General features: G+C 70.7%; 11 protein-coding genes. 7 read left to right on the top strand and 4 right to left on the bottom strand.

Translation table 11 applies throughout. The features are described from left to right. The first annotated feature begins 442 nt into the window (after positions 1-442). The 3 genes from Psi02_RS25950 to Psi02_RS25940 are packed head-to-tail and all read left to right on the top strand — an operon-like array spanning position 443 to position 3,917. Complete coding sequence (locus Psi02_RS25950) at positions 443-679, top strand: acyl carrier protein (RefSeq protein ID WP_203978259.1); 237 nt, start codon at positions 443-445, stop codon at positions 677-679. Beyond that, a complete protein-coding gene (locus Psi02_RS25945) occupies positions 676-1,950 on the top strand; it encodes a condensation domain-containing protein (RefSeq protein WP_203978258.1) in 1,275 nt (424 codons plus the stop codon). Before Psi02_RS25950 ends, Psi02_RS25945 begins: the two co-directional genes overlap by 4 nt. Next, a complete protein-coding gene (locus Psi02_RS25940) occupies positions 1,947-3,917 on the top strand; it encodes a N,N-dimethylformamidase beta subunit family domain-containing protein (protein WP_203978257.1) in 1,971 nt (656 codons plus the stop codon). The genes Psi02_RS25945 and Psi02_RS25940 overlap by 4 nt, the downstream gene beginning before the upstream one ends. 13 nt (positions 3,918-3,930) lie before the next feature. Here the strand turns inward: Psi02_RS25940 and Psi02_RS25935 are convergent, their stop codons facing one another. Then, complete coding sequence (locus Psi02_RS25935; RefSeq protein WP_239095157.1) at positions 3,931-4,542, bottom strand: M15 family metallopeptidase; 612 nt, start codon at positions 4,540-4,542, stop codon at positions 3,931-3,933. A gap of 88 nt (positions 4,543-4,630) precedes the next feature. After that, positions 4,631-5,794 carry an ROK family transcriptional regulator gene (locus Psi02_RS25930; RefSeq protein ID WP_203978255.1) on the bottom strand — a complete coding sequence of 388 codons (1,164 nt, stop codon included), beginning with the start codon at positions 5,792-5,794 and terminating at the stop codon, positions 4,631-4,633. A 213-nt stretch (positions 5,795-6,007) separates the two neighbouring features. On the opposite strand from Psi02_RS25930, the gene Psi02_RS25925 reads away from it, so the two are divergent. The 4 genes from Psi02_RS25925 to Psi02_RS25910 all read left to right on the top strand — a co-directional run bounded on the left by Psi02_RS25925 (position 6,008) and on the right by Psi02_RS25910 (position 10,801). After that, positions 6,008-7,336: a sugar ABC transporter substrate-binding protein gene (locus Psi02_RS25925; RefSeq protein WP_203957086.1), complete on the top strand. Its 1,329-nt coding sequence runs from the start codon at positions 6,008-6,010 to the stop codon at positions 7,334-7,336. A gap of 57 nt (positions 7,337-7,393) precedes the next feature. Continuing rightward, positions 7,394-8,356: a carbohydrate ABC transporter permease gene (locus Psi02_RS25920; protein ID WP_239095156.1), complete on the top strand. Its 963-nt coding sequence runs from the start codon at positions 7,394-7,396 to the stop codon at positions 8,354-8,356. Further along, a complete protein-coding gene (locus tag Psi02_RS25915) occupies positions 8,353-9,204 on the top strand; it encodes a carbohydrate ABC transporter permease (protein ID WP_203978253.1) in 852 nt (283 codons plus the stop codon). The genes Psi02_RS25920 and Psi02_RS25915 overlap by 4 nt, the downstream gene beginning before the upstream one ends. Positions 9,205-9,307: 103 nt before the next feature. After that, complete coding sequence (locus Psi02_RS25910; protein WP_203978252.1) at positions 9,308-10,801, top strand: glycoside hydrolase family 3 protein; 1,494 nt, start codon at positions 9,308-9,310, stop codon at positions 10,799-10,801. A 59-nt stretch (positions 10,802-10,860) separates the two neighbouring features. On the opposite strand, the gene Psi02_RS25905 is transcribed toward Psi02_RS25910, so the two are convergent. Then, the gene (locus tag Psi02_RS25905; protein WP_203978251.1) at positions 10,861-12,039 is read right to left on the bottom strand and encodes an ROK family transcriptional regulator; all 1,179 of its coding nucleotides are present in this window, start codon (positions 12,037-12,039) and stop codon (positions 10,861-10,863) included. 179 nt (positions 12,040-12,218) lie between these two features. Beyond that, positions 12,219-13,700: a cryptochrome/photolyase family protein gene (locus Psi02_RS25900; RefSeq protein WP_203978250.1), complete on the bottom strand. Its 1,482-nt coding sequence runs from the start codon at positions 13,698-13,700 to the stop codon at positions 12,219-12,221. Between the last annotated feature and the right edge of the window lie 7 nt (positions 13,701-13,707).

The following is a 13,707-nucleotide window of genomic DNA, read 5'->3' as shown; positions in this document are numbered from 1 at the left end:
GATTCCGCACTCTGCGCGGGCGCCGCGGCGGGACGTCCGCATTTGACCGGCGGGTCTTGAGACTGCGACGGAGCCGTGCAAGACTTACGGCCATCCACTAATTGCAAACCTTCTTTTCAGTTAGTCACCATCAGTGCCTTTGGCCTGGCCATTTGGTCTGCATTCATCCGACCACTTGGGGGATCATGCCGGAAATGCGTGCCATCTCGGAGATTCCGCTTCCTTATACACAGGAACGGTCCGCTTACCGCACGAACTCATCCCAGGTGGCCCCATCCCCACGATCTGGCCGGAATCGAAAAGCGGCCGGCGATCGCACGGACCCCTGGGACCGGCTCCGTGAGACCGGCCCTGACAACAGGCCCTGACGGCGGATCCCGAGAACGGACTCCTGAGACCTGACGGCGGACCCGCGGAACGGACCCCTGAGAGCGGAGGCGGAATGCTCAAGGAACGACTGGCGCAACTGGTGTCGGAGGCCTGCGACGGGGAGATCACGGCGGCCGAGGCCCTGGGTGCCACCGTCCCCCTGTCCTACCTCGGCGTCACCTCGCTGGCCCAGATGCGCCTGATCGACGCACTCGAGCGCGAGTACGACGTCGAGATCGACCTGGCCGAGGACGTCTCGTTCCTCGACAGCGTCGACGGCCTCGCCGCGTGGGTGTCTGCGGCCCGATGATCACTTTCACGGGGGCACGCAGGGGTACGGCACCTCTGACCTGGGGCCAGCGGGCCATCTGGGACGCCATCCAGCGGACCGCGCCCGACGACCACTACTTCAACTTCGGGCGGATCCTCGAGGTGCCGCGGGGTGCGCGGCCCGCCTCGATCGCCCATGTGTCACGCGGCGTCGGGCTGCTCGTCGAGCGGCACGAGGCGCTGCGCACGCTGATCGGGCCGGGCCCGGTCCAGGACCTGCGTGACCGCGGCGAACTGCCCCTCCGGATCGCGGCGGACGCTGAGCCCGCCGCCGTTCTCGCCGAGTTGTCCGCGACCGCCTTCGACTACGCGGGCGAATGGCCGATGCGGGTCGCGTTCGTGACCCGCGGCGACGAGGTCACGCATGTGGTGCTCGCGTTCTGTCACCTGGCCTCCGACGGGCTCGGCGCGGAGGAGGTCGTCCGCGACCTGCGACTGCTCCTCCTGCGCGGAGGCCTGAGCGGCGGCCCTCCCCCGCAGCCGTTCGATCTCGCCGGGTGGCAGGCGTCGCCGGCGGGCCGGCGGCAGGCGGTGAGCGCCGCGGCGTTCTGGGAGCGTGAGCATCTCAGGATGCCGCCCACGATGTTCCACGTCCCCTCGGGGGCGGCGGAGCACCCGCCCGTCTGGCGGGCCACGCTCAGCTCTCCGGCGGCCGACCTGTCCGCCCAGCGCCTGGCCGTACGGCACGGCACGAGCACCTCGACGGTGCTGCTCACAGCCGTCGGCGCGCTGGTCGCGGAGGTCACGGGCCACGAGAGCGTCACCGTGCTGCCCATCGTCAGCAACCGCTTCCGCGCCTCGACGCGCACCTCGGTGACCACGCTGTCGCAGGAGGGGCTGTTCGTCCTCGAAGCGGGCAAGGCGCGGTTCACCGACCTGCTGGTCGAGTCCGGTCCCGCGGTGTTGCGCGCCTACCGCAGCGCCTACCACGACCCGGCCGACCGCGAACGCGTCGTCGCGGAGGCCTCCCACGAGCGCGGCACCCCGATCCATCCGTACTGCTGCTTCAACGACATGCGCTTCGTCGACCAGGCGGTCTACCGCGACGAGGAGCTGATCCGCCGGGCGCTGCCCGAGACCTCCCTGTCCTGGCCGCTCAGCCAGGACAAGCTGAACTGCCGGTTCTGCGTGCATCTCGGGGGCTCCGCGCAGATCTCGCTCACGGCCGACACCCGCTGGTTGTCCCGGGCGGACATCGAGAGGTTCCTGCTCGGCCTGGAGAGGATGCTCGTCGAGGCGGCGCTCCGATGACGGTCCGCGCCCATGCCACCGCCACCTCCTGCGCGCAGGGCGAGGAACTGGGCTTCCGCCTGGACACCACCGGCCCGGTGGGCGTGACCGTCCACGACGCGACCAGCGACAGGCTCGTGCTGGCCGCCACGGTCCACGGCCCGTCCTGGACGTTGCGCGTGCCCGCAGACTGGCCGAGCTCGCTCTACCGGGCGCGGTTCGTCTCCGGCCCACCGGAGCCCGACGTGCTCGTCCCCAGGCCCTCGGGCGACCTCCCCGGAGTCGGCACGTCACCCGACGACGAGGTCTACTTCGTCGTACGGCAGGCCACCCCCGGCGCCACCTCGCCCATCCTGGTGTCCGTCCCGTTCACCACCTGGCAGGCGTACAACCGGGCGGGAGTCCCCGGTGAGAGCGTCTACTGGACCGAGCAACCCGACCGCGCGTACCGCGTGACCTTCGATCGGCCGGGCGGCGGCCCGCCTCCCGAGCGGTGGGAGGACGGTCTGCTGCGCTGGCTCTCGCCGGCCGGGTACACCGTCGAGTACTGCTCCGGCCTCGATCTCGACCCCGGTCTGCTCTCCGCGTACCGTCTGCTGGTCGTCAACGGGCACGACGAGTACTGGTCGGCCGGCATGCGAGACGCGTGCGAGGGGTTCGCCAGGCGCGGGGGGAACATCGCCTTCTTCTCCGGCAACACGTGCTGGTGGCAGATCCGCGTAGAGGGACGCACCCTGGTGTGTCACCGCGATCCGCTGACCGACCCCGTGGACGACCCCGCCCTGACGACAGTCGAATGGTCGAGCGCACCCGTCTCCCGCCCGGAGAACTCGCTTACCGGGGTCAGCTTCCGCAACGGCGCGGGAACCTGGGGACCGTCGATGCCGCTGATGCGGGAGGAGTCGTACACCGCGCGGTTCGCCGGGCACTGGGCGTTCGAGGGGACGGGACTGACCGACGGCGACAAGTTCGGGCAGGGCTCGCTCGGATACGAGACCGACGCCGCCGAGTTCACCGAGGTGATGGGCGTCCCCCGGGTCACCTGCAGGGACGGCACCCCCACGACGTTCGTCGTGCTGGCGACGGCCGACCTGCGGCACTGGAGCTCCGGTGGACAGGGCGGCTGGGCCACGATGGGCGTCTTCTCCCTCGGACGCGGCACGGTCTTCAACGCGGCCACCGTCAACTGGGGCAACACCATCCACGATCCGATCGTGGAGCGGATCACGAGGAACGTCATCGACCGGCTCTCACGACCGGCCGTGCCCGGCTGGGAGGTGATCGGCCCGGTCGCCGACGTCCGCGCGCTGGCCGCGTCCGGCTCGGCGCTGTACGCCGTGAGCGGTGACGACGCGCTGCTCACCCGTGAGCTGTGCGGCCAGAACATGCAGTGGATGCCGATCGGCCGCGCCGGGGGCGTTCTGTGTCTCGACGCCCCGCGCGAGGCCGGCGCCGGCCTCGGCACCGGCCTGTACGGTGTGACCGCCGAGGGGGTGCTCCGCTACCGCGAGGCGGCCCCGGGCCCGGCGGGGAGCACAACGGGGAGCGCTGCGGGGAGCACGGCCGGACCCATGGGATGGGCCGGTGGTCCCGGCGAGTGGACCGACCTGGGTGGGGCGCCCGCCGGCACGATCGCCCTCGCGGTCCAGGACGGGACCTTCTTCGCGGCCACCTTCGCGGGCCGCCTGTGGGCCGTGACCTTCGCCGAGCTCGCCGCGTCACCCCAGGCTCCCTGGCACGACGCCGGAGACTCGGCCGGGGCCGTCTGCCTGAGTGGGAGCAACGGCCGGGTCTACGCGCTGGGGGCCGACCACCGGTTGCGCACGCGCCTGCCCGTCCCCGGCCCCGCCGCGTGGTCGCTCCTCGGCGAAGCCCCGGGCGCGGCGGTCCTGACCGCCCACGCGGGACTGCTCGTCACCGCCGCGAGCGGCCAGCCGTTGCGGTGGCGGGCGGCCACGACCTTCGCCGGCCCGCTGCCGCCGGACTGAGGCCGACCGGGCCTCAGAGGATCACGGGGCCGTAGATGGCGGCGCCCGCCCGCCGGGTCATGGCCCAGTAGCGGTCGCCGTACGACCAGTGCCACCACTCCGTGGGGTAGTTCACGAGCCCGGCCGCCTCCAGCGCCACGCCGAGGACCTTGCGGTTCTGCCGGGCGTCCGGGCTGATCCCGGTCGCGGCGGTGTAGCAGGCGCCGTCGCTCTGCTCCGGGTTGGCGTTCACGGCCGTCCCCATGTCGAACTCGGCTCCGTCGTCGTCGCACATGGTGAGGTCCACGGCCGCGCCCGCCGTGTGGGGGGCCACCTCGATCGGAGAGACGTAACGGCTCGCGGCGACGTGCACCTCTTCTTCCGACATTTCAGGAAACGTCACACGCAGCTCGGCCTTGTAGTCCTCGAAATACCGCCTCTGAAGGGCGACCGGCCGATACCCCTCCACCACCACGATGTGAAATCCGCCGGGAAGCCGGCTCTGCGCGTCCTCGAGCCTGGCCAGCACGCCCTGCCTCAGACGGGCGTAGGCCCCCTCGGGGTCGGCCAGGCGTGAGTCCACTCGGAGCCGGCCGCGGACGTCGGCCAGCGGCTCCCCGCTTTCGCGGACCGGTATCGACGTCACGCGAGCATCTGAGATCAGGACGATTCCAGGGGCTTGCGTGGCCCGCGCGGGACCGTGAGATGAGTCAGACATGAGGAGAAACCTACCGTCAGACGGTGTCGGAGAAGACCTCCTCCCTGGCCCGCGCCAGCGCCGCGACGATCGCGCCGCGGAGCACGGGATTGCCCTTGACCTGCGTCACCGCGACCGTCGGACGGCTGGGGCACACCCGGGCGACCGCCTCCTCGACCCGGGCCGCGAGCCGCTGCCCCCCGGCCCGGCCGACGTCGCCGCTCAGCACGACGAGACCGGGGTCGAGCACGACGGAGACGGCGGCGACCCCCACGGCCAGCCGGTCGGCCAGGTCGTCGACGAAGGCGTCATTGCCGGTCGCGAGAGCCGTACGGACGAGGTCCGCGACGCCGGCTCCGGACGTCAGGCCGTAGGTCTCCGCGAGGCCGGTCAGCGCCTCGCCGCCGACCAGGCGCTGGAACGAGCCCGACTGCGGCGCGGTGACATCGGTCGGAAGCGGCTCCCCCGGAACGGGCAGCCAGCCGATCTCACCGGCGCCTCCGGTGATCCCCCGGTGCAACCGGCCGCCGAGCATGACGCCGAGCCCCTGGCCGATCCCGGCCCACAGGATGGCGAAGTCGTCCACCCCCCTGGCGGCGCCGTGCTCCTGCTCGGCCAGGGCGGCCAGGTTGACGTCGTTCTCGATGATCACGTACTCGCCCAGCAGGGTGCGCAACCCCGCGAGGACGCCGACGTGCCATGCGGGCAGGTCGAAGGAGTAACGGATGTCGCCGCTCACCGGGTCGACCACGCCGCGGGTCCCGATGACGAAGCAGCGCAGCCGGGACAACTCGATGTCGGCCGTGTCACAGGCCCGCAGGACGGCGCCGTAGACCATCCGGACCGGGTCGCCCGCGTCGGTCGGGTCGACCGTTATCTCGGCGACGACCTTCCCGGTGATGTCGGCCACGGCCGCGGTGACGCTGTCCGGCAGCACCTCGAGACCCGCCACGTAGGCACTCGCCGGGTTCACGCCGTACAGGGCCGCGTTGGGACCGCGCCCTCCCGGCCGTTCTCCGGCCGTGGTCACCAGGCCGCGCGTCTCCAGGCGGGACAGCAGCTGACCGGAGGTCACCTTCGACAGACCGGTGAGCTCTCCCAACTCGGCCCGGGTCAGCGGCCCCTGAGACAGCAGCAGTTCCAGGGCCGCCCGGTCGTTGATCTGGCGGAGCAGCCGAGGTGTTCCCGGTCGTAGAGGCACTGGCTGGCTCCCTCTCGTCACGATCCGCTAACACGGGTTTTTTTTAAGAAACTTTCTTGTTAGTTTAGCGGCAGCCACCCCGGAGGCAAGCGATCAAGTCTCGGGATGCCACGAGCGCCGACCGGACGGAGAGCGTCATCCAGCAGGTGAAGGCCCGCCGACACCCCGCATGAGCGCACCCCCGACGTGAAGCCGGGAAGGGAGAAACCCATCGTGAAGATCGTGAAGATCGCGGTCGCGACAAGCGTCACCGCAGCACTGGCCCTGGGTCTCGCCGCATGCGGCGGCGACTCCGGAACGACTGAGCCGACCGCCGGCGCGCCGGCGGCCTCAGGTCCCAAGTTCGCCGGCCAGACTCTTAACGTGTGGCGACTCGGTGCCCCCACCGACGTCTTCACCAAGTACATGGACGACCTGAACGCCAAGTTCAAGGAGACGACGGGCGCAGAGGCGAAGGTCCAGTGGATCCCCTGGCCTGACGCGCAGAAGAAGTGGACCGCGGCCCTCGCGGGCGGCGAGGGCCCGGACGTCACCGAGTTCGGCAACGACCAGGTCGCCGCCTGGGTCGCGCAGGAAGCGCTGGCCGACATCTCCGACATCGTCAAGGGCGACAGCGAGCTCCAGCAGATCCCGCAGAACCTGTGGAGCTACGAGACGATCGACGGCAAGGTCTACGCGGCTCCGTGGGGCGGCGGCACCCGCGCCGTCCTCTACCGCAAGGACTGGTTCGACAAGCTCGGCATCCAGCCGCCCAAGACCTGGGACGAGCTGGTCACCGCGGCCAAGACCATCGTCGACAAGGAAGGCAAGGACGTCGACGGGTTCGCCTTCAACGGCGGTTCCGACGCGAACATGTCCCTGTCCCCCTTCGTCTGGTCGGCCGGGGGCGACTTCGCCTCCTTCGAGGGCGGCAAGTGGGTGGGCAAGCTCACCGAGCCGGGCTTCAAGGAGGGCTTCCAGTTCTACACGGACCTGGTCGCCAAGGACGGCGTCTCCGGTAAGGGCCGCCTGACGCAGAACTCCGTCGACATCGCCCAGCGCTTCGCCGCCGGGAAGGTCGGCATGTACGTCACCGGTGGCTGGGACATCGCGGCCATCAAGGAGCAGAGCAAGGGCAAGGTCGACGAGTCGAAGATGGGCTTCTTCTCGCTCCCGGCCAAGGACGGCAGCGGCCCGGCCCCGGCCTTCCAGGGCGGCAACGACATCGCCATCTGGAAGGACAGCAAGAACGTCGAACTCGCGGCCGAGTACCTCAAGCTCGCCTCGGGCAAGGAGTTCGGCGTCCGCTACGCCAAGGAGGGCGGCCTGCTCCCGCTCTACCCGGACGCGCTCGCGGAGCTGGGCAGCGACCCGGCCCAAAAGCCCTTCACCGACACCTTCAAGGTGGCCAAGGGCTTCCCGGCCAGCCCCAACTGGGCGGAGGCCAACGACACCAAGGCGGTCCTGCAGAACGCGGCCCGCGCGGTGATCGACGGCAAGAAGACGGTGGACCAGGCTCTTACGGACGCCAACTCCGAGCTTGAGACGATCCTGAACCAGTAGGCATCGATGGCCCACACGTCAACCGTCGCCCGGGGCGGAGGAGAACCCTCCGCCCCGGTGCGCCGGAACAAGCCCCAGGCCCGCAGGACCGGCCTCCCCGATTGGCTGGTCCCCTACGCCCTCCTCCTGCCCGGCCTTCTGGTCATCGCGGCGCTGCTGCTCTATCCGCTGTACCAGTTGGTCGACATGTCCTTCCACCAGGTCGGACTCCGGCAGATCAGGGCCGTCAACCCCAGCCCGGCCGAGTTCGTCGGGCTCGACAACTACTCCAGCATCCTCGATTCCGACCTCTTCTGGACCTCTCTGCGCAACACCGTGGTCTTCGCGGTCGTGACCGTCGCGCTGACGCTGATCCTCGGGACCCTCGTCGGCCTCCTGCTCAACAAGCTCGGCCCGAAGATGTCGACGTTCGTCGTCGTCGGCATCATGGCCGCCTGGGCCACCCCGCCCACGGCACAGGCCGTCGTCTGGAAATGGCTGTTCGACTCCGACGCCGGCGTGGTCAACTGGGCGCTGAACCTGCTGCCCGACTGGCTGTCGAGTCTGGTCTTCGGCCGGTCGGACTGGAGCGGGCAACCCTGGTTCAACGACACGATCACGCTTTATCTCGTGCTCATCATCGCCGTCGTGTGGGCGTCTTTCCCGTTCATCGCGGTGTCGGTGCTCGCGGGACTCAAGAGCATCCCCTCGGAACTGTACGAGGCGGCCCGGATGGACGGCGCCACCGGTGTCGGCACGTTCCGGAAGATCACCTTCCCGCTGCTCAAGCCGGTCTTCTCGGTGCTGATCGTCCTGTCGACCATCTGGGACTTCAAGGTCTTCACCCAGCTCTACCTGCTGGCGGGCGGCACGGTGAACCGCGACGCGTTCAACCTCTCGTTGTGGAGCTACGCCGAGGCCTTCAGCAGTCCGCCGAAGATGGGACTCGGCGCCGCGATCGCCGTCGTGCTCACGGCCATCCTGCTGGTGATCACCTTCGTTTACGTACGGAACATCGTGAAGACGGAGGACGTGCGATGAGCCCGATCACCAGGAAGAGGCTCGGACGCGTCGCGCTCAACGCCGCCGGGATAGCGGTGTTCCTGTTCGCCGTCTTCCCCGTCTACTGGATGGTCACCACCGCCTTCAAGCCGAACGACCAGATCTTCACCACCAGCTTCATCCCGTTCCCCGACCCACCGTCGATGGACCACGTCTCCCGGGTCTTCACTGAGGGCGTGGCCGGGCACTCCGTCTGGCGCTACCTCCTCAACAGCACGATCGTGGCCCTCAGCGCGGTCGTCATGGGCGCGGTCTTCGCGCTGCTCGCGGCGACCGCGGTGGCGCGGTTCCGGTTCCGGTTCCGCACCTCGTTCCTCATCCTGCTGCTGATCGTGCAGATGGTGCCCAGCGAGGCGCTGCTGATCCCGCTGTTCACCATGGTCAAACGGCTCGGCCTGTACGACCAGTTGCTCGGGTTGATCGTCATCAACGTCGCCCTGACGTTGCCGTTCTCCGTGTGGATGTTGCGCACGTTCGTCGCGGCGGTCCCGAAGGAACTGGAGGAGGCGTCCTGGATCGACGGCGCCGGGCGGTTCACCACCTTCTGGCGGGTCCTGTTCCCGCTGGTCGCCCCCGGCCTGGTCGCCACCAGCATCTTCTCGTTCATCACGACGTGGAACGAGTTCGTCTTCGCCCTCACCCTCATCGGCGACCAGGGCAAGTACACGATGCCGGTCGCCCTGCAGTTCTTCGTCGGCCAGCGGTCGACGGACTGGGGCGGCATCATGGCCGCCTCGACCCTGATGACCATCCCGGTGCTCATCTTCTTCCTGCTCGTCCAGCGGCGCATGGTCTCCGGACTCGTCGCGGGCGCGGTCAAGGGATAACCCCGCCTTCGGGCCCCCCGTACGGCCACCGCCTCACGAAGGCGTGGCCCGTACGGGCATGCCCGTGAATCCGCACCTCCTACAGGTAAGGAGCCGAGACAGCATGTCTGCCTCATCCCGCGATCTCCCTCCATCGGAGGGGATCGCAGGCTTCTCCGCGAACATCAGCGATCGGGGGCTGCATCGTCTCGCGGCCGGCACGCTGCTCGTCGCCTTTCCCGGCACCACCGCCCCCGACTGGGTCCTCCAGGCACTGGAGAACGGGCTCGGAGGCGTCACCCTCTTCGGCTTCAACGTCGCGGACTCCGCGCAGCTCGCCACCCTGACGGGGCAGCTCACAGGCGCGGGACGCCCGGTCATCTCCCTCGACGAGGAGGGTGGCGACGTCACGCGGCTGGCCTACCACACCGGAAGCCCCTATCCGGGCAACGCGGCTCTCGGCGCCGTCGACGACGTCGAGCTGACCGAGCGGGTCTACCACTCCATCGCGTCCGAACTGGTCCGTTGCGGGGTGAACCTGGACATGGGACCGGTCGCCGACGTCAACACCGCCGACGACAACCCGGTGATCGGAACCCGGTCGTTCGGCGCGTCACCCGGCCTAGTGGCGCGGCACACCGTGGCCGCGGTCCGCGGACTCCAGTCACTCGGGGTGGCCGCCTGCGTCAAGCACTTCCCCGGCCACGGGGCGACCCGGCAGGACTCCCACCTGGAGATCCCGGTCGTCGACGCGTCCCCCGAACTGCTGTGGGAGCGCGAACTCGTGCCGTTCCGCGCGGCGATCACAGCCGGCACCAAGTCGATCATGACGGCGCACGTCTCCGTCCCCGGCCTCACCGGCACCACCCCCGCCACGCTGAGCACGGCGGCGCTGACCGGCCTGCTCCGGCAGGAGATGGCGTACGACGGCGTGGTGATCACCGACGCGCTCGACATGCACGCGATCACCAAGAGTGTGGGGCTCGGCGGCGGCGCAGTCCTGTCGCTGCGGGCGGGCTCGGACCTGCTCTGCCTGGGGCCGTTGCCGACGCCCGAGGAGATCCAGGCGATGCTCGCCGAGATCGTGTCCGCCGTGCACGACGGCCGTCTGCCCGCCGCCCGGCTGGAAGAGGCCAACGAGCGGGTCGAACGGCTGCGGCAATGGTTCGCCGCGCCGCGGCAGAACACCGGCGAGGGCAACGTCATCGGCCTCGACGCCGCGCGCCGCGCGGTCTCGCTGACCGGGTCGGCGGCGCCCCTGGTCGACCCGCTCGTGATCGAGGTGGACACCCCGCCGACCATCGCGGTCGGCGACGTGCCGTGGGGGTTCGCCCCCTGGCTTCCGGAGGCGGAGGTCGTCCGGGTGAAGCCCGAGGAGGCCGACGGCCGAGAACTGCTCGGCCGGGCGGGGGGCCGGTCGCTGGTCATCGTGGTCAAGGACGCCCACCGCCACCCGCGTACCCGGTCGTTCGTCTCCGACCTGGTCTCCGCGCGCCCCGACGCGATCGTCGTCGAGATGGGCCTGCCGGTCTGGCGCCCCGAGGCCGCCGCCTACATCGCGACGTACGGCGCCGCCCGCCCCAACGCTCAGGCGGCCGCCGAGTTGCTGACCGCCTGAACCACCACTCGCGGCGGCCAGCGGGGGCGGCGCCGCGAGTGGTTCACCTCTCCGTGGGGTCAGGAGGCGAAGATGCCCTCGCGTGCCTGGTCGAGGGCGGCGAGGACGGCGCCGCGCAGAACCGGCTTGCCGCCGACCTCGCTGGTGACGACCTCGGGACGGATCGGGCAGATCCGGGCGACGGCCTCCTCCACCCGGGAGGTCAGGCCGGCTCCCCCCGCCTGCCCCACTTCCCCGGCGAGCACCACGAGGCCGGGGTCGAGCACCACGCACACCGACGCGACGCCGAGCGCGAGCCGGGAGGCGATCTCGTCGAGCAGCCGGTCGCCCCGGTCGCCCGCCGCCACGGCCTGGGTCACGCAGTCGGCGGCGCTCGTCCCCGTGAAGCCGAACTCCCTGGCGAGTTCGGTCACCGCTTCCGCGCTGACCAGCGACTGGAGGCCTCCCGCGAGGGACGGCAATCGGCCGGGTGTGGCCTTGACGTCCTCGGCCAGCGGCACGCCGGGCACGGGGAGGTACCCGATCTCACCGGCGCTCCCCGAACGACCGCGGTGCAGCCGCCCGCCGAGCACCACCGCGAGACCGATGCCCCGTCCCACCCACAGGAGCACGAAGTCGTCGACCTCCTGAGCGGCCCCCTTGGCCCGTTCGGCGATCGCGGCGAGGTTCACGTCGTTCTCGATCGTGAGGTCCCGGCGCAGATCCCTGGCCAGCGCCTCGTGGATTCCCTCGTGCCAGTGCGGCAGGTCGAAGGAGAAGCGCACGTCACCGGTGCGCGGGTCCACGACGCCCGGGGCGCCGATCACGACGCCGCGCAGGCGCGACAGCGCCACCTTGGCCGAACGGCACGCCTTGACCACCGCGTTGTGCACGACCGAGACGGGATCGTCCTGCCCACTCGGCGACGCGGTGACCTCGGCGACGATGTCGCCGTTGATGTCCGCGATCGCGGCGGTGACCGAGTCGGGGCCGACCTCGAGACCCGCGACGTAGGCGCAGGACGGGATGACGCCGTAGAGCGCCGCGTTCGGCCCGCGGTTGCCCGCCTGCTCCCCGACGACCTCCACCAGACCGCGCTCCTCGAGACGGGCCAGCGTCTGTGAGGCGGTGACCTTCGAGAGCCCGGTCAGCTCGCCGATCTGGCCGCGCGTCAGCGGCCCCGAGGCGAGCAACAACTCCAGTGCGGCCCGGTCGTTTATCTCCCGGAGCAGCCTGGGCACGCCAGGACGTCGCTCCATGCTCCTGCTTTCTATCGTCGCCCCCGTGGAACCGGCGCCGTCCGCGCCCGCAAATCGTCAACAAAGTTTCCTGCAAGCTTAGCGAGCCGACAAGGCCGTGCAGCGCTCCAGGGAGGCCGTTCCCGTCGCGCCCCGCCTGTACGGCACCCGCCCGGGGGCGTCGCCACCCGCCGGCGCGCTCACGGGGGCGCGTCCCCGCGATCGGCCTCGATCGCGCGGACCTCGTCGATGTCGTTCAGCCGTCGCATCCCCCGCACGCTGCGCGCCATGCGCGGGTTGGCGGCCAGGCGTTCCTCGTTGCGCGCGATGAACGACCAGTAGCCGGTGGTGAAGGGACAGGCGTCGGCCCCCGTCCGCCGGTCGGGCCGGTACCGGCAGGCGTGGCAGAAGTCGCTCATCCGGTTGATGTACGCCCCGCCGGAGGCGTAGGGCTTGGTCGCGAGCACGCCGCCGTCGGCGTGCTGGGACATGCCGACGACGTTGGGCGTCATCACCCAGTCGTAGCCGTCGACGAAACACCGGTGGAACCAGTCCGTGAGCTGCCCCGGCTCGAACGCGCGCTGAAGGGCGTAGTTGCCGAGCACCATCAGCCGGACGATGTGGTGGGCGAACCCGTGGTCGCGGACCTGGCCGAGCGCCCACGACAGGCAGCGCGCCTCCACCGCGTCCGCGTCGAGTTCGGCGAACCACTCGGGCAGCGGAGTACGGGCGGACAGCCGATTCTCCCGCCGGTATCCGGGCCCGAGATGCCAGTAGAGGTGCCAGACGTAGTCCCGCCACCCGATGAGCTGCCGGATGTAGCCCTCCGCGCTCCGCAGCGGCACCCGGCCCTCCCTGTAGGCGGCCTCGGCCTCCCGCACACAGTCCAGGGGATCGAGCAGGCCCAGGTTGAGCGCGGGCGACAGCAGGCTGTGGGCCATCACCGGGTCGGCCGACGACATGGCGTCCTGGTAGGGGCCGAAGCACGGCAGACGCCGGGCGACGAAGCAGGCCAGCGCGTCGGCCGCCTCGGCCCGGGTCGCGGGGAAGGCGCGCGGGCCGTCCCTGCCGACGAAGGCGACCACGCCGTCGCGTTCCCAGCGGTCGAGATCCCGCCGCACCTGCTCGTCTATCTCGTCCTCCACCGGGCGCCACGGCCCCGGCACGCCGAGGCCGCCGCGCGGCGGTGGCTCCCGGTTGTCCGCGTCGAAGTTCCATCGGCCGCCGGCGGGCTCGTCGCCGTCCATCAGCACGCCCAGCCGGCGCCGGGCGTCGCGGTAGAAGTCCTCCATGAGCAGCCGGCGGTCACCACGTCCCTCGGCCCAGGCCGCGAAGTCCTCCCGCGTCGTGGTGAACCCACGGGCCGGCAACACGGTCACCTTCGCCCGTCCGGAGACGAAGGCCGCCGCCGCGTGGCTGGTCGGATGGCACACGGTGAGCGGCTCCCCGACCGCGTCGAGGGCCTCGCCGTACGTGCCGGTCCTGATGAAGATCACCCGGTCTCCGAGCTCCGCCGCCCGGTGGCGCAGAGCGGACAGGACCAGGTGGGCCTTCTGCCGGTGGAAGCGCCTTCTCTCCAGCACCGAACGGGCCTCCACCAGCAGCACCGGCTGGTCGCCGTCGTCCAGGAAGTGGTCTCCGAGCTGGTCGGCGAACAGCCACCGCCTGGGTCCGTTCCCCATACTTCAT

The organism is Planotetraspora silvatica, assembly GCF_016863315.1.
GTDB classification, from domain to species: Bacteria; Actinomycetota; Actinomycetes; order Streptosporangiales; family Streptosporangiaceae; genus Planotetraspora; species Planotetraspora silvatica.
This window is presented reverse-complemented; position numbering and strand designations above follow the sequence as displayed.